This is a genomic window from Shigella sonnei (genome assembly GCF_002950395.1).
In the GTDB taxonomy this organism is placed as follows: Bacteria; Pseudomonadota; Gammaproteobacteria; order Enterobacterales; family Enterobacteriaceae; genus ECMA0423.
This window is the reverse complement of record NZ_CP026802.1, coordinates 1541863-1565978: the sequence shown is the minus strand read 5'-3', so window position 1 is coordinate 1565978 and position 24116 is coordinate 1541863. Positions and strand designations below refer to the sequence as shown.

The following is a 24116-nucleotide window of genomic DNA, read 5'->3' as shown; positions in this document are numbered from 1 at the left end:
CTATAAATAAAATAAAAAGGAACAAATATGGATATCTCATTAAGGTCATTAGCGAGACAGTACGGATACGATGAATCTACAGTTCGAACTTGGGTAGAAAAGGGAATGCCGACAGACACTGATTCAAACGCAAGAAGTTGGATTGTAGATAATGTACTAAAGCCGTTGCGTGATACTAATACAAAAGAACAAATTGAACAAGAGCGTTTGAAGAAGCTTTCAGCAGAACGGCAGTTAGCAGAATTAGAATTAGCAGAAAAGAATGGGCTGGTGGTCAGTACTGAATATATAGAACAGGTACTAACGGAATATCTATTCCAGGTCAAAACAGCAGTGCGTGCAATACCATCAAAAACTTATCTTGAATTATTTGCACAATCAGATGCAAAGGATTTACGCGATGTATTAAGAACGCATATTGATAAAACATTATACCAATTAGGCTCAATGGAATTTGAGTTACCCGATGACATGGAAGTAATAGAGGATGGAAACAAACAAGAAGAAATTAACGAGGATACTGAAGAAAGTACTACCGACGATACAACCGCCGAAGATACAGAAAACGAGTGAGTGGATTAGTAATGGTGTAGTTAAATTTGTGGACGGGCCGAATATGGGCCTTGATTGGGTTCCGTTTAGTTTCCAAAAAGAACCAATGGATATAGCTCAAGAGCGAAGTACTAAAAAGATTGTACTTCAATCTTGTTCCCAGCTTTTGAAAACTACAGTACTACAATCAATTGCATTTAACCTAATGGCTAATGATCCCTGTAACTTTGCTTTTGGTAGTAGTTCTGAATCAGAAGTGAAGAAATTCAAGGATGGTAAATTTCTTCCAGCTATTGAAACCAGTTCAGTACTAAAGCCGTTAGTAACCGATAAGAATGTGGATTTGCCCCTATATTTCCAGACATCTGTTATCACTTAACCCATTACAAGCCCGCTGCCGCAGATATTCCCGTGGCGAGCGATAACCCAGCGCACTATGCGGATGCCATTCGTTATAATGCTCGAACGCCTCTGCAAGGTTCTTTGCTGCCGTTAACCCGTCTGGTTTGGGCATGATACTGATGTAGTCACGCTTTATCGTTTTCACGAAGCTCTCTGCTATTCCGTTACTCTCCGGACTCCGCACCGCCGTGTTCTTCGGTTCAAGTCCCAACATCCGGGCGAACTGGCGTGTTTCATTAGCCCGGTAGCATGAACCATTATCCGTCAGCCACTCCACTGGAGACGACGGAAGATCGTTGCCGAAGCGGCGTTCCACCGCTCCCAGCATGACGTCCTGTACTGTTTCACTGTTGAAGCCGCCGGTAGTCACCGCCCAGTGCAGTGCCTCACGATCACAGCAGTCCAGCGCGAACGTGACACGCAGTCTCTCTCCGTTATCACAGCAGAACTCGAACCCGTCAGAGCACCATCGCTGATTGCTTTCTTTCACGGCCACTCTGCCTGTATGTGCCCGTTTCGATGGCGGTACAGCAGGTTTTCGCTCAAGCAACAGCGCATTCTGGCGCATGATCCGGTAAACACGTTTGGCATTGATCGCAGGCATACCATCAAGTTCTGCCTGTCTGCGAAGCAGCGCCCATACCCGACGATAACCATACGTGGGCAGCTCTCCGATAACATGGTGTATACGGAGAAGCACATCCGTATCATCAGTGTGACGACTGCGGCGGCCATCCATCCAGTCATCGGTTCGTCTGAGAATGACGTGCAACTGCGCACGCGACACCCGGAGACAACGGCTGACTAAGCTTACTCCCCATCCCCGGGCAATAAGGGCGCGTGCGCTATCCACTTTTTTGCCCGTCCATATTCAACGGCTTCTTTGAGGAGTTCATTTTCCATCGTTTTCTTGCCGAGCAGGCTCTGGAGTTCTTTAATCTGCTTCATGGCGGCAGCAAGTTCAGAGGCAGGAACAACCTGTTCTCCGGCGGCCACAGCAGTAAGACTTCCTTCCTGGTATTGCTTACGCCAGAGAAATAACTGGCTGGCTGCTACACCATGTTGCCGGGCAACGAGGGAGACCGTCATCCCCGGTTCAAAGCTCTGCTGAACAATTGCGATCTTTTCCTGTGTGGTACGCCGTCTGCGTTTCTCCGGCCCTAAGACATCAATCATCTGTACTCCAATGACTAGTCTAAAAACTAGTATTAAGACTATCACTTATTTAAGTGATACTGGTTGTCTGGAGATTCAGGGGGCCAGTCTAGAATGATAAGAACGCCGCCAATAACTCTAAACAAACACAAATGGTGAACGGTACTTTTATCTATTGGTTGAACCTCAACACGCCGGGGAACCTTCGCGGTATCACAACACGCTGTGTTCTGTTAGATGAGGTCAGTAGCTGCGAAATCACTGATGAAGGGAACCCAATCAAACTGGCAGAAGCACGTACCAGTACCTTCGGTAGTGACTCACTGGTGGTTGTATCTTCCACGCCATTGTATAAAGACGATTTAATCAATGCTGAGTACAACCTCAGTGATAAACGTAGGTACTTTGTTACTCACACATGCGGTCATGAATATACTTTTGAATGGGAACAAGTAGCGTTTGAATTTAAGCAATTAGAAAATGGTAGATCCATTCCTGATAGTACTACTACTCGTTTGTTATGCCCTCATTGCAATGAGGGAATAGATGAACATACACGGCATCAGATGGTTGATAATGGTCGATGGATTGCAACTAATCCAGATGGGGAACCGGGTGTAGTAGGGTATCAAATCAGTAGAATGTATTCACCTCTGAATACTATTACTGAAATGGTTTCAAAGTTTGCTGATGCTCTATATAACTTCAATCTTCAAACCTTTTACAATAACGAATTGGGCTTGCCATTCGAAGATGAGTATCAAAAAGAATTAGATATTCTCCAATTAGAATCCCTACGAGAAGATGAATTTAACCTTTATAAAATTCCTGAAAGTACCTTAGCGTTGTGTATTTCAGTTGATCAGCAGGGTGATAGGCTGGAAAGTCTGCTTTTAGGTTTTGATGAAAAGAACATTTATGTACTTGGGCATGAGTTTTTCTACTCCCACGATTGTACGAAGATTGAAGCCCCAGCTTGGAAGGATTTAGATCAGTTTTGCCGTCAGGATTTCAGTACTGTATCAGGTCGCATAGTACCTACACTGGCTGTGTTCATTGATGCAGGGAACGGTAACGCTACGGATACTGTGAAAAAATTCACTACACGTTGGAGTAAGTATCATCCGATCAAGGGTAGCAGCTCCACTACTGGTGAACTATTCAAGACCAGTACTCAGGCGGGGTACAAACTACAGATCCTAAACGTACATGAACAGAAGAACACGATACGCCGCCTCCTGAACCTGATGCTATCCAGTGAGGCAGATAACGCCCCGGTTAAGCTCCGCTTCAGTAGTACCTTACCATCAGATTTCTTTGAGCAACTTTCAGCAGAGGAGTTAAAACCCGCTGGTGGTAAGTTGGTATGGCGATTAAAGAAAGGTCAAAGAAGAAATGAGGCTTTAGACCTAATCTGTTATGGAATGATCGCCATAGCATATGCCCAATCAAAATTAGGTACTCAACCATTCAGGAAGTTACGCGATTATAAAGCACAGGAAACCACTAAATACGAGATAAATAAAGTAGAAGAACCAAAACCAGAAACAGTACAAAAACCAAAACGGAATAGACGTACTGGAATGGGATCAAACTGGTTCGGTAAAAGATAAGGATATCAAAAATGACACTTCTACCAGAAAAGATCTACATGGTATCGAATCCCATGGATCTAACGGTATTAGTACCCGCTGCTACTATTCTTGTTATTAGTTTTACATCATCTGGAAAAAGTACCTCATTAGATAATTTAAATGGTAGTACTTCAAAAGAATTTACGGTTGTATTAGATATGAGTACAGCACAGGAATTACTATTCTGTACTCAAATATCTAATGGTCAAACCAGTACTTTTACTTCTGAAGTCATTAATCCATTACTTTATACTTCTGAGTACTCCCAATTAAAACAGATGATCAGTGAAATTGATCAGGTTATAGCTAATAAAATTGCAGGCGGTGCTAATTACTCAATAACAATTAATAATAAGACTCTTGTAAGTGAATCATTATCATCGCTTGAATCAATGCGGGAACGCTATGTAAAACGTGCTAATGCTCTATTTGTGAAAATGAATGGCGGTACTTTCTCTAATGGCGGTAAACCAATCAAGAGTATTACGGTTTTCAGGCCTAAGCCAGGGAGTACACGCTAATGTTCTGGAATAAGAAAAATAAAAATTCAGAAACTAAACCCAAGAAGATTAAACAGGAACGTTCCTTAAAACAAAGTACCTTAAAACGAGATCTACAGGCAGTACGCAACACATCAGTAATGAACTTCGGATTCAATTCAAACTCAGGCAGCAATATCAACTTCCTTCTGATGAAAGCACTACCTACCTTCAGGGCTTTCTCACGTGATGCAGTACTTAAGAATCCTATTGGTCGTAAGTACATGAACCTATCGGTAGATGGCGTTGTAGGCTCTGATGGCCTGTACGTTAAACCTTCAGTAGAGATTGACGGTACTGAAGAAGAAATCAACGGAATCAATCTAACCTTGGAAAAGCTCTTTGACCGTTGGGCATATGATGCTGATCGTTTTAGTGTTGATGGCTCATTAAGTTTTGACCTGTTTCAGCAGAACGCAGAGAAGGTAAGGGTCCAGGATGGTGAATGCTTTATTCGTATACACAATATTAATAATACCATCAAGTTAGAAATTCTCGATACGGTTCGTTTGCTTCAGTTAAATAATCAACGTTTGAGTAATGGTAATTATATTAGTAATGGTATTGAATTTGATAAATGGCATAAGCCAGTTAATTACTATTTCTGTAAATTCGATCCTGTTACCTATACTTATATCACTGGCGATTATGAAGTAATTCCCGCTGCGGAAATCTGTCACTACTTTATTGCTGATCAACAAGGCCAGGAACGCGGATTGCCGGACATGGTTGCAACTTCCAAATTAATGGAAGATCTCAAGAACTTCACTGAGGCTGCGTTAACTGCGAAACGTGTATCTGCATCGTCAATGGCTTTTATTACCAATAATAACGACACTACCAGTACTGATCTGTTAGGGGCTGATGAACGAGAAGAAGTTACACCAGTATATACAGAGTATTTTGAAGCTGGCTTTATTGGTGAGTTAGCCGAAGGGCAGGATATTAAAACTGTTACACCTACTAATGGTGTTGATGGGATTGATCAATTTACCAATGAATTGATGAATCAGATCTCGATGGGTCTGAACATAACAAAGCAAGCCTTATTATCTGATACATCCAATGCTTCATTTAGTGCAAGCCGACTTACTGAGAAATTACAACAAACTACATTCCGTACCCGTACTAATGTACTAATCAGTAAAGTACTTAAACCAATTTATATCGCCTGGTTAAAGAACGAAATGCTAAATAACAATAAGTTAAATCTAAGTTTCTTGAGCTTTGATGATCTTATTTGTGCTCGGTATATTTCTCAAAAGCCAATTAGTTTAGATCCTGTAAAGGATATACAGGCTGAACTACTCCAGTTAGAAGCAGGTATTAAATCTAAAACACAGGTTATTGCTGAGTTAGGCGGTGATCCAGTGAAGGTATTAGCAGAGGTACAGGCAGAAAAGGATAAAGAAAATAAAAACAAGGAAGTAATCCAGGATGGAAATGAAAAACCAGAAGAGGGAACTAACGAAACCCCTACAGGCGATTAATACAGAATCGCGTACCATCGAAGTAGCGTTTTGTTCAGAAACCCCTGTAGAACGTGAAATCAACGGTCAAATCTATAACGAAATTCTTCTATGTGGTTCCAGTAACGCAGACCTAACCCGCCTTAATAACAATGGGGCAGTACTCTTTAACCATAACCGTGATGATCTTATTGGTGCTGTAGTTGATGCACGAGTGGATGCTGATCGCGTTGGTAGAGCTACATTACGAATTAGCAGTACCGCCAACGATGAATGGGAAATGATTCAGGAAGGCGTACTAACCCATATTAGCATTGGCTATAACATTAATGATTATCAAATTGATGGTAATAATATCTATGTTACCAACTACGAAATTTATGAAATCTCATTAGTAACAGTACCTGCCGATCCTACCGTTGGGGTAGGTCGTTCAATGGACTCACAACTTGCATTGAAATCACTAAATAAAGAAGGTGAAACAATTCAAGAGGGTCAAATGGATATGGATAATCCAGAAAACGAAAAGGAATCAATTGTTGATAGTACTGAAGAAGTAAATGAAACAATTGAAGAGGCATTAGTAGAGCCATCGGTCGAATATGCAGAAGAAATCAAACAAGAATTAAGTGATGAAGAACTTTTAGAAATTATCTCTACTCGACCTGATTTGCTCAATAAAGTACATGGTGAAGAACCAGAAAGTATAAATAGTACAGAAGATACTGAACGTGTTCGTGAATTAGAAGCACTCGGTAAAGTACTTAATATTGATGTATCTGAAGCAATTGAAACAGGAATTTCAATTTCAGATTTCAAACGTCAATTGAATGACATTAAACAAAATCCTCTTCATGATAAGGAAATCAAAGAAATGGATAATAAAAATCTATTAAAAGATATGGTACGTGCCATTAAAACTGGCGATAAATCTGCTCTTGAAGCATATGAACGTGGTATTAATGGTTTTGTACGTGCGGCTGTACCAAGTACTAATACTACTACCGCTGCTGGCGTTGTAGCTGATGACCTACAAGATCAATACATTCCAGAACTACTAAAAATTTCTGCACTTGGTGAACTAAACACCACTGTTTATTCTGGCCTTGCAGGTCGCGGTACTCTAAGTATTCCAAAAGCGGCTGGTGTATCTCCGGTATTTAAATTCTATGGTGAAGCAGAAGCACAGGATGATTCTATTGCAAGCTTTACTAAAGTAACCCTAAGCCCTAAAGCTTTTGGTGGTGCTATTCCACTATCCAAACAAGCAATTCTAACGGCTCCAAATATTGAATCATTTGTACAAAGTGAACTACTACGGTATGCCGCTCAGGGTCTTGAGCAAAATGTAATGGATAAAGTAGTTGCCGCTGCTCCGGTGTTCAATGTTGAAACTGCTGGTTCTATTACTCTTGAAGATGTTCAGGGTGCAGTAGCGAAGCTGGCACAGGCTAACGTTGATATGCGTGGCGTTAAAGCTGTTATGAACGCTAAAACCCTAAGTACCCTACGTCAGATTGCAGTACTTGATAACACTGCTGCTAAAGCAATGGTTGAAGGTTATCGCAGTACTGAAATGTGGCTTGCTGATGAAGTACGTGTAGTGATTTCTGAATTCGTAGCAGATGGTACTATTCTAATGGGCGATTTCTCCAATGTAATTCTCGCTAATTGGGAAGGGCAGGAAGTAGATTATGACGATACATCCTATCGTTCAAGTAACACTATCGTATATCGCGTATGGGATTACTCAGATATCGCACTTGCACACTCTGAAGCTTTCGTAAATATCGTTATTGGTAAAGCAGAATAATAAGGATTAGATAATGAGAGTATTTAAAGATACGCAGTGTGATGCGTTTCTAAATGCTTTCGGTCAGTCTATCCAAACTTGTACGGGAAGTACTTTTACAGGAATAGTAGAAGTACTTCCCGTTTCTATTGAGGCGGCAGGTGGATTTATCGAAAGCGTGGAAACATACCTAACAATCAGAAAGGACGATCTAATAACCGCAAACGTGGCAATTGGTACAGTACTAATCATTGATGGTGTAAACCAGACAATCTATAACATTGAAGATGATCTATCAGGTATGGTTAATTGCTATTTCCGTACTTCTGCTGGTGCTTCATTTGCAGAGGACTACTAATATGATGTTAGTACAAAAAGTACGGAATACGATGAAGCAGCTTATCAATGCTACTAAGAATCTGACAGTATCACGTGATGTTGATGTATTTGAACAAATTGCTTTTGATTACTCATTAACGAGTTTAAGTTTCAGCAATGAACGCCGGGCAGGTAACTTTGCAATTCAGTATCTGATTTCCCCTAAACCAGAATCAGGTAATACAGCCCCATCCATCACTTATGATCAGATTATTAGTACTTTTGATAAAGAGAAAACTTCAGCATTCAGTGATGCAGGTTTAATAATGCTTTCGTGTTCTTATGAACAATCCGATATTGTCACAGATCCTATAACTGGCTCGGTTTCCCTATCCTTTACGATAAATATTCAAGTTACGGAAAAGACAAGATAACTAAAAGGATATAAAGGATGAGTGATATTTTCTCAGGAAGAGAATTATCAGTACAGTATAATGCTGATATTGGTAACAGAACACCACAGGGAGCAGGCAATGTAGTAATTAAACAGATTAATACTTTTCCAACCTTAACAATAAATTCAGAAGCAAATAATTTTGAAACGTATGATAGTGATTACAGGACAGTACTACTATCTGATAAATCAGTAGCACCATTTGATATTGTAGTTAACTACCTACCTGATGATCCTACACATCAATTCTTGGATAATGCCGCTAAGTCTCAGCAGCTTTTCCAGATCATCATTCAGTACCAGATGAATAAGGATGAAAATACCATTACTTATGCGATGGTGAATGGTTATATCACCTCTTATAAGTTGGACGGTGATAAAGGTTCAGTAGTAACCAAGGCATACAGTTTTGCCCCACATGATGTGATCGCACGTGCAATGACCATTAACGCACTATCGCCAATCTATCAGGGGGACTACGGTTTAGGTTCGAACACTACGGATGTACCTCAGTACTCACCATCAGTACCTACGGGTAACAGCTTCATCAAAGTACCATCATCTCAAGCAGGCAATCCTGCCGGGGCGGATCTGATGGGAGTAGGGCTTGTAGATGGCACTACTGTAAGTTCTCTTGCGATGACAAAGACGGGTACTCTAAGTATCTATGCAAAGAACGCTACAACCGCCTGGACACGCATATATACCGCTACACAGATGGACGGGCGATACGTACCCCTTACACGTACCATCAACGGCCATGCACTCACGGCCAATTTAGTACTGAACAGTGAAGATACAGGTTCAGTACCTGATACACGTACTGTGAATGGTAAGCCTCTAAGTGAGGATGTAGTACTTACCAGTACTGATACCGGCTCTGTACCAGATACACGGACAGTTAATGGTCATGTACTCAGTGAAGATATAGTACTGAGTAGTGAAGATACAGGTTCAGTACCTGACACGCGTACAGTGAACGGTCATGTACTTAGTGAAAATGTAGTACTGAGTAGTGAAGATACAGGTTCAGTACCTGATACACGTATGGTCAACGGTCATGTACTCAGTGAGGATGTAGTACTTACCAGTACTGATGTTGGCTTAGGGAAGGTTACAGATGATGCCCAGCTTACGATAGCAGGTAATCTAAGTGATCTGGGGGACGTGGAAGAAGCACGTATTAACCTTGCTGTTTACTCAATGGATGAAGTAGATGCAGAGGTAACGGCTTTAGCTGACAGTATTACTTCCCTTGATTCCGCTTCCATGAAGAAAGCGAGTAACCTTTCTGATCTATCCAGTCTCTCTACAGCACGTACTAACCTACAGGTGAACCGTTTGACTCAGGGTGCTACGTACACCGATCTGATGAGTAATGACCTGACTAACCGTATCCGAATTCAGGATAACGGGGCATGGGGTGCAAGTACTGGTACTGGATGGATTGCTTTAGGTATAGGTCAGGGGGGGACAGGGGCTACAGATGCTTTGAGTGCTCGCCTAAACTTTCAGGTGGATCGCTTTAATCAAGGTAGTAATTTAACAACTATTAAATCCGCTGATTCTTCCGCTGCATTAGTGGTTTATGATGGAGGGCAATGGGGTTCAGCTACATATATTGCGGGTGCTTTCACTGGCTGGAAAGCATTAGCAATTCCGCAGGGCGGTACTGGTGTTAAGACTCAGGCTGAGTTATGGCCTGCGATTCGTCCTACGGGTGCAACTTCTTTAGCAGGAGATCCTGTCTCTGATTCTGACGCGACTACCAAACGCTGGGTTGAAAACTTGCTGAGTAGTCGTACTTCAGTTAGTCCTCAATGGGATGTTATTGCTTCTTCCCCTTCCTCTACGGCAATTGGTAGTTATGTAACTGGAGGGCGTATTCGTTCGATATGCAACATTGGTACATCAACTGAAATATCTGGTGGTTTTCGGGTTGGTAAAACGATGGGACAGACTGGACAGGCTGATCTCACCCTTTTTATTTCTGAAAATGGTGCAGAGGATAAACTATGGGGGCTAAAAGGGCCGACTGGAACGATCCTAACTGATGTTCAATCAGGATGGATGACTAATACCGCTGTTTCGGGACCGACAGATGCCAATACCATCACCTTTAACGGTATGTATGCAGGGCCAGGTGACTCAGGTATTAACTATAGTGAAAAATATTCCCCTTTATTGCACATGCAAAGATACCCAGGGGCAAATCGCTCTCAGCTTCAGATAGACGGTGGTGGTACTTTAAGAGTACGAGGCGGGAACGGTACAACATGGTTTGGATGGTTAGTAATGCAAGCTCAAGGTACATCAGGTCGTGAGTTTAAAAGAGACATAACTCCAGCAAATCCAGTTGAAGCATTAGATCGGATAATGTCACAAGATTTAGTAACGTTTATCTACAAGGATGATGAACAAGAAAGGGTTAGGTTTGGTGTTATCGCCGAAGATGCTGAGTTGACTGCTCCGCAGTACATTAAGCATGATGAAGAAACAGTTGAAATAGAAGGGGAGATTGTCACTCGTGATCATCCACGTGTTGATTTAAATCCAATAGTGATGGACTTGATGGGAGCTATTCAAGCCCAACAAGAAGAAATTAATCAGCTAAAAGATTTAGTACAACAGCTATTAAATAATAAATAAATATAAACGGGGTGAACGGATTCACTCCAATAAAATTTTCTTATAAGGATATAAAACTATGGCTATGGATATTTTTTCCGGTGCTAACCTTACTGTAGAAGTAGGTTCAAGTGCTGGTAAAACAGTTGCTACTGACTTTGTAGAAGTACCAGAGGTAAACACCTTCAGTACTTCAGGCTTTGAAAGTACTGTAATTAGCGTAAAAACATTCAATAATGCTTATGATCGTAAGCTATTGGGTACTAAGTCAATCCCGGACATTTCTCTTGCAGTTAACTACTTACCAGATAATGCAGTACATCAGAATTTAGAACAACTTGCAGACGATCAGAAACGTTGTCAGGTAAAACTAAGCTATTTTACCGATGCAACTAAAAAAGAAGGTTTCTTTGTAATTTATACCTGCTTTGTTTCAAGTACCACTATCGGTGGTGATAAAGATGAAGTAGTAACTAAGACTTTCACCCTTGCAGTTGATGGTGAAGCAATTGATTCAGGTCTGATTACTCCAAAACCAGAATCGGGCGAATAATAATAAATAAAGGGAAGGTGCTCAACTTTCCCTTTTTTATTGGAGATGAAAATGAATTTAAACGAATTGAAGAAAAAACTACAACCAGAATTAAAACCACATGAAGTAATGGGTGAAATCATCTTTATTCATCGTCCAAATGGTCAGGATTTCCAGAAATGCACTGATGTGGCTAAAACTCTAATCCTATGTGTAAAAGATGAAAATGGTGATCCTATCTTCGCAGAAGAAGATATTGATGGACGAATTAATGTTAACTCTATTGATTTTGTAATCCAGAATGAAATTTACTCAGCAATTATTGCTTTAATCAATACTGCGAAACCTGTAGATGAAGTAGAAAAAAAGTAAGAGGTGATATCGAATTAAAGTACTTTTGTAAGATGGTTAACAAAAGAGGCTTATCACCTGAAGAATACTTTAGTTTAGATCCTGATGTACTCAATATGCTTATGATCTACGATACTTTTATAGAACCATCCGGTACGCAGATTGAAATGATGAAACATGCGTACCAGTGTTACTACACCACTATCAGTAATGGCAACCTAACACCAGAAGCAAGGAAAAGTATCAAGGTACAGGATTTTGATTTTCTTGATGTGCTTAGTGATAGTACTAAGAGTACTTCAGAGAAAGCTGAAGAAAGAAAATTAAAAACTAAAGAGGCTCAATCCAATGATATTAAATCTATAGGGGAGTTAATTAAATCTCAGGTATTAGGAAAGAAAAAGAATGGCAAATAATAATAGAATACGTGTAGATATTACGGGTGATTCTTCCGGTTTACAGCGTGCTTTAAGGTCTGGTACTGAATCATTAGAGGAATTTGGTAGTACTGCTGGTGGCATTGTTGAAGAGTTCACAGGCCGAATAACTGGTATGGCTGGCGGGTTCGGTACTGCTATGACCGGGATCGCGGGTGCTGCGGCTATTGGTATTGGTGGCCTGGCAGCATTAGTAGAATCATCACGTGAATATGTGCGTGAAATGAACCAGATCAGTAAGAGTACCGGATTGTCCGTGGTTCAGTTACAACAGCTATCAGCGGCGTTTAGTGGCCTCGGTCTTGAGATTGATAAGTTTGGTGATTTCAACAAGGATACCTTGGATAAGCTCGGTGATGCTTTTCGTGCTGGCGGTGGTGTATCCGATGATCTTAAAGAATATGGACTCAACCTACAGGACTATAACAAGTACTTAAAACAGGCTGATGGTGGTATGCAGGCTGTGATCCACACCTTTTACGCCATGCGTGATGCAGGTAAATCACAGAGTGAAATAGTTAACGTAATGGAAACGTTAGCCAGTGACTCAAGCCACATGATTAGTACTCTTCAGCAGTTCAATAATGAGGCTCAAGCTACAGCCTATATCCAGTCACAAAATGCTGAAGTAACTAATGATGCTGCTGAAAAATATGCTGAATTCGATAAAAACCTTGGGAAACTTACTACCAGCATTAAAGGTACTATTGCTGATGGCCTATCACCTTTAGTTAATGCCATGAACAGTGTCTATGATGCTGCAAATCAAAAACCTCACGAGGCAGGTTTGTTTGAAGATCTGAATGAACGTATTAAAACTTCCAAGGGTTCTCTACAGGATATGTTGGATATCTGGGAAAAATTACGTACAGCAGGGGCATTAAACTACCAGGGTGCAGCACTCAATACTGGCATCATGGATGATAAGGGCAACAAGGGTAATGAGTTCGCTCAGGCTAAGGCACGTTTAGAAGAACTGGCAAACAACCTAAAGTCCGATGTTGCGGTTGCTACCGCTCCTACTGGCGGATGGGTTGATCAGGCAAAAGAAGCTGAAGATGCAGCGAAGAAGTTAGAACAACAACGTAAACAGGCAGAAGCGGCACAAAAGGCGGCAGATGCAAAACGCCTACAGGCTCAACGTAATCTGGAAGCTGCTCTTGCTCAAGTTGGGGAAGATGGTTTTCAGGTACGTCTACAGCAGTTCGACAGACAACAAAAGGCACTTCTTAAAACCATCACCGATAGTGCTCAAGTACTCGGTATCAATCCTGATGAAATGCTAAAGAACGCTACTGCATATGGTGCTAAACAACGTACTGATTTACTGAATTCAATGGTTGGTTATCAAGATCCTAATCAGGGTCTGAAAGATACCAATGCTCTTATTGGTTCCGGTCTACTCAATGACAATCAGAAGGGGTATCTGGCACAGCAACAGAATCAGCGTATCAATGGTGGTAATCCATTAGCCTATAACGATACCGATCAGAAGTTGAAAGATAACGCTGATGCTATGAATGCTGAACTTCAGCAGAATGAGTTGTTGCTGAAAGGCCATGAGGACTATGAGAAACGTAAAGCTGAGATCACGGCAAAGTACAATGCACAGGCCATCCAAATCAGTAACCAGAATGCACAGGATCAGTTAAGTATCTTCTCAAGTACTGCACAGTCACTATCACAGGGCATGGTTGATGCGTTTGGGGAAAGTAGTGGGGCTGCACAAGCTGCATTTACCCTAAGTAAGAGCATAAGCATTGCACAGACAGTACTTTCAATTCAGTCAGCATTGGCCCAAGCACTCGCTACCCCTTGGCCAGCTTCATTGGCAAACTATGCACAAGTACTTTCACTTGGTATGTCGATTATTAGTACTGCAAAGGGTGCTGCTGCTGGTCAGTTCCATGGCGGGGTAGATGAACTACCAGCAAGTTATGACAACAAATCATTTGTACTTAAGCAGGGCGAGAGAGTGGTGCAGCCTGAAGCGAATAAGAAATTAACAGCATTCTTGGATAAACAAGAAGGTGGAAGTACTTCAGGTGATATTACCGTTAACGCACCATTGATCATCCAGGGTGATGTAGCTGATGATGACAAGAAATTTAATGAGATGCTTAAGAAACACGCCAATAGTGTTTCTCAAGCTGTGAGAAGTAGTCAAAAACGTAATACATAAGAAAGCCCAGTTAGGGATTTTCCGTGTGATAAGACAAATATTGTGAAAGAGAAGATGAAAGGGTATAGAGATTGTAATACTCTTCCCGCAATAATTTAACTTTAGGTGGTGAGTATTTAATATTGTATGCAAGCTGTGTTGAAAGAGTACGTAATCTCGATAATGAATAATAACTCTTTACGATGGCATCTACTTCTTTTTTTGGGAGTGATGCTAATTTTTCTAATTGGGAATAATATACATCATCATGCAAATAAGAAACGGCAGTTGCTACTCTTTTAATAGCTTCTGTATCTTCAGTTGGAAGAGGAATACATATTTCATATGTGCCTAACACCTGAGACTCATCGCCACCAGTAGCAAGAGCTAAAAGGTTATTGTTGATTTCGCTCAATAAGATTACACGCATCTTAAAAACATCATCTGAACTTTCTTTCCATTTATCATATGCGTTATAGCCTATTTGGCCTGCAAATAACAACATAGCAACGATGACGGATGCAGCCTGCCAATCAAGCCTGTTAAAAAAAATACGAATCGAGGTTTTTAAATAAATAAAGAAAGAAGATATTCGAGGTAACAAAATGGCATCCTTTTCAAATCAAATAAAAGTAACGAACTTTCAAATTAAAAGTACTGAACCGATCTATTCTAATCAAACATGGACAGGTCAACGTATCATGAGAAGTACTGGAATTCAATACTATCAAATTCAGTTCACCCTTAATTTTAATCCTGCATCACTAAATGAAGTGAATAGCTTTTTAGCTCAATATGCACAGGGCAAACCTTTCACTATGTCATTGGGGCTTGCAGGTACATATTACGGTAAACAGACTGGTGCAGTAACCGCTACTGCTCTCACTAAACCGGGTAATATGGTTGTACCTATCAGTACTAACACATTAGCTGTGGGTGAGTGGGTACAGTTTTCCAATCACAATAAGCTATATCGAATCGTAGAACGTACCAGTACTTCAATTACTATTTTCCCTGCTCTACAAAATACAGTACAGGCAAGTGAAGCACTCAAATATAACAATCTCATGATCGAGGCTGTATTAGATCCAGACAATGATTATTCATTGCCTATTGGGAACATCATGAATATTACATTGAAAGCAACGGAGAATATCATCTAATGGACTCAGGTATATATACTAATGCTAATCTTCTTAAGTACTGGAAGTTAGTCAGAGGTACAACCAAGACAAGATTAACACTAATGGAAATTATGAGCTTAGGCGTTAATGTTACTTGTTTTGATGTACTACCAAAAGGTACTAATGGTTTTCACTGGACGGATTCACTAATTGATATAGATCTGGATGGTTATAAGTACATAAGTTTCCCCGACATTATCAGTGGTTCATTACCTTCATATTCTGAACAAAAGGGCATGTCTAATGATGCTATCAATTTTAAAATTAGCAATGTAAACGCCTCGGTTCGTGCTCTTGCCCTTGGTGGTTTCTTGAAAGATGCACAGATGAATATCAAGTTAGTAATTCTCAATCCATATGATAGTACTGTAATTGATTCAATGCTCATGTTTACGGGGTTTATTGACTATGTACAGGCAGTAACTGATCCAAATCAGAAGCAAAACGAAATGACTATATATGTGAATTCTGTCTATAAGAAATTAGACAGACAACCTGCATTAATTGCCGCCAACTCAGTATATCAATCTTACTATAGAAATGATGAGTACTTTAGTCTGTTAGGTCAAGTTAATCAAAATCAGAACTGGAAATACAAGTAATGAAAAATCTACATAATGAAGTAATGAGTATTATTCAGTACTCAATTGATAACCCATATAAGTATGGTGATAACGATTGCAACATTATAGTACTACGCCTTATTGATTTAATTAATGGTACTACACAGTTAACTAATCGCCAGTATTCGAGCATTAAAGAAGGTATAGCAGGTTTAAACAAGGAAGGATGGAACCATACAGGGGAAATTGTTGAAGCGTACTGTAAGCCAGTACAAGCCACTATAGACGGTGATATCTGGTTAGATCCTGACAACCCATTAATTATGGCAGTAGTGGCATCTGGTCGGGTACTTGGAGTAAATGCTGATCATGATGGTTTCGAACTTCAACCAAAACCAACAGAGGGAACATATTACAGAGTAAGGAAACAGAGAGATGGGTAAGAGTTTAGGGGGCTTTTTTGGAGCCATAATTACGGCAGTTGTCGTCGCGGCTGCTGTGTACTTTTCAGGAGGTACAGCATTAGCAGCAATAGGTTGGGGTGCAGCAGCCGGATCTTTGTCATTAGTTGCAAGTTCTATGTTAGGTCAAATCGGGGTTTCTGGATACGGTGATGTAGCAGACTCACTAAGTAGAAGTACTTCACCAACTACTGGATTACCCGTTATATACGGTGGAGAACTACCACATAAAAATGGTGTATCAGGCGGTTCCTTCATCCTAACCGGAAGCATAGTAGCCTGGTACAACGTACCAAATTCTGATTCTCAGTACTTATTCTCAGAACAGGCTGTAGCATTGAAGTGGCACACTGAATTTGGCCACCTGAACAGAGGTGATATGCTCACCTCAGAACAACACAGGTGCTCCAATGAAAAAAAGAAATTTTAGCGCAGAGTTTAAACGCGAATCCGCTCAACTGGTTGTTGACCAGAAATACACGGTGGCAGATGCCGCCAAAGCTATGGATGTTGGCCTTTCCACAATGACAAGATGGGTCAAACAACTGCGTGATGAGCGTCAGGGCAAAACACCAAAAGCCTCTCCGATAACACCAGAACAAATCGAAATACGTAAGCTGAGGAAAAAGCTACAACGCATTGAAATGGAGAATGAAATATTAAAAAAGGCTACCGCGCTCTTGATGTCAGACTCCCTGAACAGTTCTCGATAATCGGGAAACTCAGAGCGCATTATCCTGTGGTCACACTCTGCCATGTGTTCGGGGTTCATCGCAGCAGCTACAGATACTGGAAAAACCGTCCTGAAAAACCAGACGGCAGACGGGCTGTATTACGCAGTCAGGTACTTGAGCTACATGGCATCAGCCACGGTTCGGCCGGAGCAAGAAGCATCGCCACAATGGCAACCCGGAGAGGCTACCAGATGGGACGCTGGCTTGCTGGCAGGCTCATGAAAGAGCTGGGGCTGGTCAGCTGTCAGCAGCCGACTCACCGGTATAAACGTGGTGGTCATGAACATGTTGCTATCCCTAACTACCTTGAAAGGCAGTTCGCCGTGACCGAGCCAAATCAGGTGTGGTGCGGTGATGTGACCTATATCTGGACGGGTAAGCGCTGGGCGTACCTCGCCGTTGTTCTCGACCTGTTCGCAAGAAAACCAGTGGGCTGGGCCATGTCGTTCTCGCCGGACAGCAGGCTCACCATGAAAGCGCTGGAAATGGCATGGGAAACCCGTGGTAAGCCCGGCGGGGTGATGTTCCACAGCGATCAGGGCAGTCATTATACGAGCAGGCAGTTCCGGCAGTTATTGTGGCGATACCAGATCAGACAGAGTATGAGCCGGCGCGGAAACTGCTGGGATAACAGCCCAATGGAACGCTTCTTCAGGAGTCTGAAGAACGAATGGATGCCGGTGGTGGGTTACGTAAGCTTCAGCGAGGCAGCTCACGCCATAACGGACTATATCGTTGGATATTACAGCGCACTAAGACCGCACGAATATAACGGTGGGTTACCCCCAAACGAATCGGAAAATCGATACTGGAAAAACTCTAACTCGGTGGCCAGTTTTTGTTGACCACTTCACATATGCTGGTGTAGAAAAGCATATTGAGCAAATCTATATTGATAATGAGCCAGTACTTGCAGTACCGATTACAGCAGAGGGTGTAGTACCTAAAGAAAGTATTGCAGCGAAGTACCAGAACTATTTGCAATTAGAAGTACGATTTGGTGGTGACTATACGAGTACTAAAACTCTTGCTGCAAAATATGCTGGTTCGAAATGGACAAATAAATTTCTTGGTAAGGGTATTGTTAGTATCAGTACCGTTATCTTAAAAACTCAAGATTCATTAGAAAATAATATTCTTGTTAATGATCAATTCGCTTTAACTGTAGAAATGAAAGGGCAGGTGATTTATGATTTTGTTGATGGTACTTATAAAGCAAGTAGTAACCCTCCTTCAATTATCTATGATTACTTAACAAATTCAATCTATGGTATGGGTATTGATCCATCATTGATTAATACCGATACGTTTGCAGAAACCGCAGCATATTGTGATGCTTTTGAATATTATGCTAATGGTGCTATCAGTTATCAAAAAACCTATAAAGATAATATTGAAAATATCTGTCAGTCATTTGGCGGCATCATGTATGTACATGCCGGACAAATCTGTATTACCACAGACCGCAAATCGGTATCCGTAGCCTCATTTGATGAGCGTAACATGGTAGGGGCGGTACAGGTTTCTACTTCTGGCGGTACTGACTACTTCAACGTAGTCGATTGCAAGTTTACTAACCCTGAATCGATGTACACCACTGACGTAGTACGTATCCCTTCCGATATCACTACGGATGAAGCAGTACAGCATGATGGACAGGTCATAGCATTATCACGCGATTACTCATGGTCATATGATCAAGAGGTGATTGCAAAAATGGCTAACGTTGATGTACTCAAGGCTAAGTATGCCCTGCGTACTATCAGCTTCACCACAAGTGAAGGTTGGGATCTCGAAGTATGGGATGCGATCAATGTCAGCAATGAAGAACTCGCTATCTCAGGCAAATTTAAAGTACTCAATAAAGATATCAGCACCGATCAAGAGAACGTTGGCTATGTAACCATCACGGCAGTAGAAGCACCTGATGCAATGTATGATGGTATTGATCCGGGTATCTGGTCGCCTGGTGGGGTAATTAACTTCCCTGAACTACAGGTACTACCGCCAACGAACCTACAGGCAGTACGTAAGGGGAATACTACTTCTGGTTCAATCGTGGATCTTACCTGGGATGCTTCACCAGATCCGTATCTGCGTGGGTACTATGTTTACTACCGTCTTAACGGTTCCAGTACCTGGACGTATGCGGGGCAGACTGGCGTACAGAAGCTTGATTATGAATTATTTGGATTGTCTGATACTGCAAGCTACGACTTTTCGGTAGAGGCTTACAACAACTTAGGGCTGGTATCCAAGAAGCTTTCCCTAACTGGCATTGTTCCAACATTCAACTTTGCACTACCTGCGGTAACGCGTGTAGTACTGACAAATAAAACAGAATCAGCGTATGTAACTGACTCACCAGATTTCAATATTGCCTGGGATTCACAAAAAGATATCAGAGTGAATAACCGATCATTTAGTGAGTACTTCAAGTATTACGTTATTAAAATCTATGACGGTACTAAATTAGTAGATACATTCTATACGCAAAGTAATGCCTTTAATTTCACTCTTGAAATGAACCGTCTGAAAGTACGTAAGCCTACCATTGGTATTATCGCACAGGGATTTAATGATGGTACATATTCAGAGGAAGTGAAAATAACCGTAGAGAATAAACAGTGTGGTTTAGTAGAGGATGTTAGCTTTACGGGTGGTTTTGGTAATTTGTTTGCTTCATGGACTAAATCTACTGAACGTGATTATGCAGGTGCGATTATCAGTATTGTTAATGGTACTAATACACGTATATTCACCAGTTATGCACCTGAATTTGATTCAATACCAAACATCACTGATGGTGAGTATAAGGTTAAGATGGGATTCTTTGATGTGTTTGGTACTGATGATATTCAATATTGTCCAGAACAAACAATCAGTATCAACTCCAAGTACCAGTTTACCGAAGATGATGCAGAGGCAATTAACGGGATTCTTGATTTAGAAGATCGCCTGACTGGTACCATTAATGATGCGGTCAAAATTGCCAATAAGAATACCAGTACTGTTATCAGTGCATCAGAGGCACGTACCAATGATAAAATCACTGCCAGTGAGAAAACGTTAAGTACTCAGATCACTGGGGTAAATAGTTCCTTATCACAGAAACTTAGCACCGTTGAAAGTACTGCCAATGGTAACAAGGCCAGTATCCAGACACTATCCCAGACGGTAACGGATAACAACAAAGCTCAGACTACAGCAGTCTCACAGCTACGTAGTGATGTGAATGGACAGATTGCCACTGTTAACCAGTCAATGAGTACTAAAGCCGATAAATCTACTGTAGATGCTCAGTACTCACTATCAGTACAGGCTAATGGCACGGTAGCTGGTATGCGTCTTGTTGCGAGTAGTGGAACGAGTAACAACTCAGCAATCTATTTCGCTGCGAACAAGTTCATAGTCTCCGGTACTGACACTGCTACTGTAGGTGGTACTGCACCATTTGCCATAGTCAACGGTACTACATACTTGAAGACGGCAATGATACAGGCGGCAAGTATCGGTACTGGTTACATCGCTGATGCGGCAATTACCAATCTAAAACTGGCCTCCGGCTCAGTGAATACATTAAACGTGGTTGATGGTTGTATAACTACAGCCAAAATCTCAAATACTATTCAAAGTACTAATTACGTAGCAAATAAAACAGGCTGGCAAATCAATAAAGCAGGTACGATCCTAATCAATGGAACGGGTGGTACTGGTAGAATGGTAATCAGTAATAATATTATTCAAATCTATGACAATAATAATACGTTACGTGTACGTATGGGTTTATGGTAATAAATAATTCAGGGATTATTAACTGTAACCTCATTTCAAAAGGATACATAAATGAAATCTAATGAACGTACTTTCAATAGTACCAGTACTAACCCATTCAGTATTAGCGGAAAAGAAACAATTGGAATGAAGAAAAGGATTTACAGGAGTAAGAGCTATGGCACAGGGATTACAATGTTGGAATGCAGCGGGTGTATTAGTAGTAGATCTGACTGATTATAACATACGTTTTATGGGTACTTATACTGTCAAGGCTACTTCTGCACAGACCTATACTGTATCAGTACCAAATATGAAAACTACAGGCTGGTTTGTACACTATGCCCCCGCCAGTGATACCTTTAATGAGTGGTCAGCCTTTTGTAATAATGGGTCATTTACTGCGGTTTATTTGCCAACATATGCACCGTTAGCTGGTAACTACACTTTTAACGTATATAAGTGGACGGCGTAAGATGGCAGGTTTCGAGGTATATAATTCAGCGGGTGCACTGACTATAGATAGTACTAACAAGTCGATAATGACGGGTGCAGTAAAGGCCATGGGAAATCTAACTGATACGGGATACTACACAGGCTTTACCTGTGCCTTCGGTAATGGTGGATCGCTCGGTTTCGTTATGCCATCAGTAGTAGCTAACAGGAACACAACACAGTACTGGTTCCAGATACAGAAAGACGGGGCATGGTGTTTCCCTGGTGCCTATATGTTCCAGCCTGGCATGGGCAGGTTCATGACAAGTAGTCACACGGCTACCCCCACATCTGGTTTTCTTGATGTGTTCAGTGAAGAAGGTACTTTAATCTGGTCTGCTGCATCAGCGGCAACAATGCCACGTATCAGGGGATTTTTGACAGCACCTGCGGCTACCGATCTCAGTACTGCCATTACGGTAACGTCTCCAGTAGCTGATCCCTGGTTCTGCTGGTCACAATGTCCGGGGAACATATCAGATGATGGTACAGTAATTGGGTACTCTGGTCTGGTTATCAGGCGTAATTCCAGTACTTCATTCAGTCTACAGTACGTTTCAAAGAACCAGAAAACCTACCGCCAGGCAATGGGGAATAATGGTATCCAGATAGCATTGGCGACATTTACAGGGTATTAATACAAAAACAATAACAATAACAATAACAATAACAATAACAATAACAACAAAGGGATTTCAGTATGGATATCGGTGCTATTTTAGCTCTTGTTATTTCTGGATGCGTATTCCTTTATACTATCTTTAGAGATAATACAAAGGATACGAATGATCTATTAACTCGCGTTGCTACTCTTGAAACTACCATTGCTGTACTGGAAAGTAGTATTTCCCGTATTGAGGATGATCAGGATAAGATGAGAGATACACTAAGTAAACTGGAAACACAAATCCATGAACTTGATGTTAAGATTGAAAGGATTATTGCAATTCTTCAGCAGAAACAACGACCATAAAAAAAGGCATAGTATGTCATTCGTACTATGCCTTTTCTTTATTTGTTTTTAAGTACTGCAATCATGGAATTCACACGGTTTGGTGTCTGCCTGTACCATAGAGAACACTTAGCCTGTTTAATTGCTTCAAGGTAATCATGTGCTTTCAGGGCTGCTAACATCTTACGGAATTTCTTCACCCCGCCAATACCTAACTGGAAGGTCATGATAATAATAAAATCATTCCAGTCATCGGGAAGATTTAACCCTAATGTCTGTACCTGCATAATTGTTTTGGCTAAATCGCGAGATAGTAACTTGTCTGCTTCGCTTTCAGTAATGCCAGTACTAAAATCTTCTCCCGCCTGAATTAAGTGACCATATACAATAGTACTACATCCTAAACTATCAGCATATGGATAGAATTTCCCATTTCTGAAGTACTTCAAATTTGCCTGATACTCTTTAGTACCTTCATATTCTTTTAATCGTGTTTTTAAATCGCTCATTTACTAAATACCTATAATGAATTTATAGGAATATTTATGATGAGTGAATGGAAATACTCGGATGATTGGAGCGAGGAGGAAATGTTATCCGGTGAATATGCTGGTTTCGTTTATATCTTTCAGTTTGAGGATGGTTCTAATTATGTCGGTGCTAAGCAAATCTATCAGCGGGTTAAGGATGCGAGAAAGCTAAAGCCCACTTCAAAGGAAAATGGCTGGCGTGAGTACCTCAGTAGTTCCAATGTCGTTAAAAACAAAATTGAAAATGGTGAACAGTACTCAAAAACGATTCTATGGTGCTTCGCAACTATGCGAGAGGTAATGATTGTAGAGGCAATACTGATCCTTCATCAGATGCTTAAACCGGAATGTTTGAATCTGGCAATGATGAGTAAGATTAGATCACCAAATGCAAAGGATAAAAAAAGACTACTCGGAATAGTACAGGAACTATTGGAGTACTTGAATTGAGGTAAATATATGGCAAGTGGAATAAATGGGATTGGTAGTATAAGGAACTATATACAAACGCAGGGAGTTAGATTAAATAATCAATTCCAGAATGAAATAATTAAACGTTCCAAGCTACTATCCCAAAGAATGCAGGGTGATTTGAATAATAGCGTTGACCGTGGGGCAGTGGGCTTTACTCAACGTTCCATCCTTTTCTTCTATAGAAAGGTTGGGAGAAATTCAGTTACATCGACCATCATGGTTAAAGATATTCAGGCTAAGTACCTTTATCAAGTACTGGTACAGCCAAAGGCAATTGATAAGTTTATACCTACTTCATCTACAAGATTAACTAAGCAGGGCAACATTTCAGGACTGAAAAAGAATCTTTTAAGTGAACGATATAAGGTAGTGAAGGGTAAGAATGGTAAAGAACGATTAATTGATACCGCAAAGAAAGATACCAAGAAGAAAACCAAACGTGTAATTGGCTTACGTGAGAAGAAACAACGTCGCCTTATCTATTGACTTCTATAAGGAAGCCAATGATGGTGTAAGGGTAATTAT

Annotated in this window: 27 protein-coding genes and 1 pseudogene; 25 read left to right on the top strand and 3 right to left on the bottom strand. The window is 40.9% G+C overall.

Translation table 11 applies throughout. The features are described from left to right. The first annotated feature begins 27 nt into the window (after positions 1-27). Together C1P89_RS08335 and C1P89_RS25895 are read left to right on the top strand one after the other, a co-directional pair. A complete protein-coding gene (locus tag C1P89_RS08335) occupies positions 28-573 on the top strand; it encodes a terminase small subunit (RefSeq protein WP_000355337.1) in 546 nt (181 codons plus the stop codon). Then, positions 488-931 (top strand): phage terminase large subunit family protein, encoded by a 444-nt coding sequence (locus C1P89_RS25895; RefSeq protein ID WP_112367396.1) that lies wholly within the window; start codon positions 488-490, stop codon positions 929-931. The genes C1P89_RS08335 and C1P89_RS25895 overlap by 86 nt, the downstream gene beginning before the upstream one ends. Here the strand turns inward: C1P89_RS25895 and C1P89_RS08325 are convergent. After that, positions 902-2130 (bottom strand): IS3-like element IS2 family transposase gene (locus C1P89_RS08325; protein ID WP_243666944.1). Its coding sequence is split into 2 segments (ribosomal slippage): positions 902-1815 and positions 1815-2130, totalling 1230 coding nucleotides; the frame shifts between segments, so codons are not numbered across the junction. The genes C1P89_RS25895 and C1P89_RS08325 overlap by 30 nt on opposite strands. Positions 2131-2243: 113 nt before the next feature. Here C1P89_RS08325 and C1P89_RS26345 point away from each other — a divergent pair. The 12 genes and pseudogenes from C1P89_RS26345 to C1P89_RS08270 form a co-directional block, all read left to right on the top strand. Then, positions 2244-2684, top strand: a pseudogene (locus C1P89_RS26345) (phage terminase large subunit family protein); the annotation flags it as partial. After that, on the top strand, positions 2676-3722 hold the full coding sequence (locus C1P89_RS08320; protein WP_311774405.1) for a terminase gpA endonuclease subunit: 1047 nt from the start codon (positions 2676-2678) through the stop codon (positions 3720-3722). The pseudogene C1P89_RS26345 and the gene C1P89_RS08320, both read left to right, overlap by 9 nt. A 53-nt stretch (positions 3723-3775) precedes the next feature. Continuing rightward, positions 3776-4264 carry a hypothetical protein gene (locus C1P89_RS08315; RefSeq protein WP_134799512.1) on the top strand — a complete coding sequence of 163 codons (489 nt, stop codon included), beginning with the start codon at positions 3776-3778 and terminating at the stop codon, positions 4262-4264. Further along, positions 4264-5772, top strand: a complete 1509-nt coding sequence (locus C1P89_RS08310) for a phage portal protein (protein ID WP_000498730.1) — start codon at positions 4264-4266, stop codon at positions 5770-5772. Before C1P89_RS08315 ends, C1P89_RS08310 begins: the two co-directional genes overlap by 1 nt. Beyond that, positions 5720-7564 (top strand): phage major capsid protein, encoded by a 1845-nt coding sequence (locus C1P89_RS08305; RefSeq protein WP_000425297.1) that lies wholly within the window; start codon positions 5720-5722, stop codon positions 7562-7564. The genes C1P89_RS08310 and C1P89_RS08305 overlap by 53 nt, the downstream gene beginning before the upstream one ends. A gap of 13 nt (positions 7565-7577) precedes the next feature. Next, on the top strand, positions 7578-7901 hold the full coding sequence (locus C1P89_RS08300) for a hypothetical protein (protein WP_001263482.1): 324 nt from the start codon (positions 7578-7580) through the stop codon (positions 7899-7901). A 1-nt stretch (position 7902) separates the two neighbouring features. Further along, positions 7903-8295: a hypothetical protein gene (locus C1P89_RS08295; protein ID WP_000979722.1), complete on the top strand. Its 393-nt coding sequence runs from the start codon at positions 7903-7905 to the stop codon at positions 8293-8295. A gap of 17 nt (positions 8296-8312) precedes the next feature. Then, complete coding sequence (locus C1P89_RS08290; protein ID WP_001279896.1) at positions 8313-10964, top strand: tail fiber domain-containing protein; 2652 nt, start codon at positions 8313-8315, stop codon at positions 10962-10964. 58 nt (positions 10965-11022) lie between these two features. After that, complete coding sequence (locus C1P89_RS08285) at positions 11023-11496, top strand: phage tail tube protein (RefSeq protein ID WP_001240498.1); 474 nt, start codon at positions 11023-11025, stop codon at positions 11494-11496. 51 nt (positions 11497-11547) lie between these two features. Further along, positions 11548-11847 carry a hypothetical protein gene (locus C1P89_RS08280; protein WP_001052317.1) on the top strand — a complete coding sequence of 100 codons (300 nt, stop codon included), beginning with the start codon at positions 11548-11550 and terminating at the stop codon, positions 11845-11847. Positions 11848-11879: 32 nt separating this feature from the next. Further along, positions 11880-12242 carry a hypothetical protein gene (locus C1P89_RS08275; RefSeq protein ID WP_000247585.1) on the top strand — a complete coding sequence of 121 codons (363 nt, stop codon included), beginning with the start codon at positions 11880-11882 and terminating at the stop codon, positions 12240-12242. After that, a complete protein-coding gene (locus C1P89_RS08270; protein ID WP_000002824.1) occupies positions 12232-14445 on the top strand; it encodes a hypothetical protein in 2214 nt (737 codons plus the stop codon). The genes C1P89_RS08275 and C1P89_RS08270 overlap by 11 nt, the downstream gene beginning before the upstream one ends. Before the next feature lie 10 nt (positions 14446-14455). Here C1P89_RS08270 and C1P89_RS08265 read toward each other — a convergent pair whose 3' ends face one another. Next, positions 14456-15028 (bottom strand): hypothetical protein, encoded by a 573-nt coding sequence (locus C1P89_RS08265; protein ID WP_000937665.1) that lies wholly within the window; start codon positions 15026-15028, stop codon positions 14456-14458. Between the two features lies 1 nt (position 15029). On the opposite strand from C1P89_RS08265, the gene C1P89_RS08260 reads away from it, so the two are divergent. The 9 genes from C1P89_RS08260 to C1P89_RS08220 all read left to right on the top strand — a co-directional run bounded on the left by C1P89_RS08260 (position 15030) and on the right by C1P89_RS08220 (position 22608). Continuing rightward, complete coding sequence (locus tag C1P89_RS08260) at positions 15030-15587, top strand: hypothetical protein (protein ID WP_000146083.1); 558 nt, start codon at positions 15030-15032, stop codon at positions 15585-15587. Then, entirely contained in the window at positions 15587-16210 is a 624-nt protein-coding gene (locus C1P89_RS08255) for a hypothetical protein (protein ID WP_000377003.1), read from the top strand. Before C1P89_RS08260 ends, C1P89_RS08255 begins: the two co-directional genes overlap by 1 nt. Then, positions 16210-16614 (top strand): DUF6950 family protein, encoded by a 405-nt coding sequence (locus C1P89_RS08250; protein WP_000792963.1) that lies wholly within the window; start codon positions 16210-16212, stop codon positions 16612-16614. The genes C1P89_RS08255 and C1P89_RS08250 overlap by 1 nt, the downstream gene beginning before the upstream one ends. Next, positions 16607-17062, top strand: a complete 456-nt coding sequence (locus tag C1P89_RS08245; RefSeq protein WP_000520404.1) for a hypothetical protein — start codon at positions 16607-16609, stop codon at positions 17060-17062. Before C1P89_RS08250 ends, C1P89_RS08245 begins: the two co-directional genes overlap by 8 nt. Continuing rightward, positions 17043-18211 (top strand): IS3-like element IS911 family transposase gene (locus tag C1P89_RS08240; RefSeq protein WP_087880099.1). Its coding sequence is split into 2 segments (ribosomal slippage): positions 17043-17292 and positions 17292-18211, totalling 1170 coding nucleotides; the frame shifts between segments, so codons are not numbered across the junction. Before C1P89_RS08245 ends, C1P89_RS08240 begins: the two co-directional genes overlap by 20 nt. After that, positions 18141-21161, top strand: coding sequence for a fibronectin type III domain-containing protein (locus C1P89_RS08235; RefSeq protein WP_243666943.1), 3021 nt, complete (start codon positions 18141-18143; stop codon positions 21159-21161). The genes C1P89_RS08240 and C1P89_RS08235 overlap by 71 nt, the downstream gene beginning before the upstream one ends. Before the next feature lie 157 nt (positions 21162-21318). Beyond that, positions 21319-21615, top strand: a complete 297-nt coding sequence (locus C1P89_RS08230; RefSeq protein WP_000046940.1) for a hypothetical protein — start codon at positions 21319-21321, stop codon at positions 21613-21615. 1 nt (position 21616) lies between these two features. Further along, the gene (locus C1P89_RS08225; protein WP_000896789.1) at positions 21617-22273 is read left to right on the top strand and encodes a hypothetical protein; all 657 of its coding nucleotides are present in this window, start codon (positions 21617-21619) and stop codon (positions 22271-22273) included. A 62-nt stretch (positions 22274-22335) separates the two neighbouring features. Further along, a complete protein-coding gene (locus C1P89_RS08220; RefSeq protein WP_000350982.1) occupies positions 22336-22608 on the top strand; it encodes a PspA/IM30 family protein in 273 nt (90 codons plus the stop codon). A 38-nt stretch (positions 22609-22646) separates the two neighbouring features. Here the strand turns inward: C1P89_RS08220 and C1P89_RS08215 are convergent, their stop codons facing one another. After that, positions 22647-23096, bottom strand: coding sequence for a glycoside hydrolase family protein (locus C1P89_RS08215; protein WP_001281602.1), 450 nt, complete (start codon positions 23094-23096; stop codon positions 22647-22649). 39 nt (positions 23097-23135) lie between these two features. Between C1P89_RS08215 and C1P89_RS08210 the strand changes: the two genes are divergently transcribed. Then, positions 23136-23567 carry a GIY-YIG nuclease family protein gene (locus C1P89_RS08210; protein ID WP_024261339.1) on the top strand — a complete coding sequence of 144 codons (432 nt, stop codon included), beginning with the start codon at positions 23136-23138 and terminating at the stop codon, positions 23565-23567. Between the two features lie 9 nt (positions 23568-23576). Next, positions 23577-24077 carry a hypothetical protein gene (locus tag C1P89_RS08205; RefSeq protein ID WP_243666942.1) on the top strand — a complete coding sequence of 167 codons (501 nt, stop codon included), beginning with the start codon at positions 23577-23579 and terminating at the stop codon, positions 24075-24077. Positions 24078-24116: the final 39 nt, after the last annotated feature.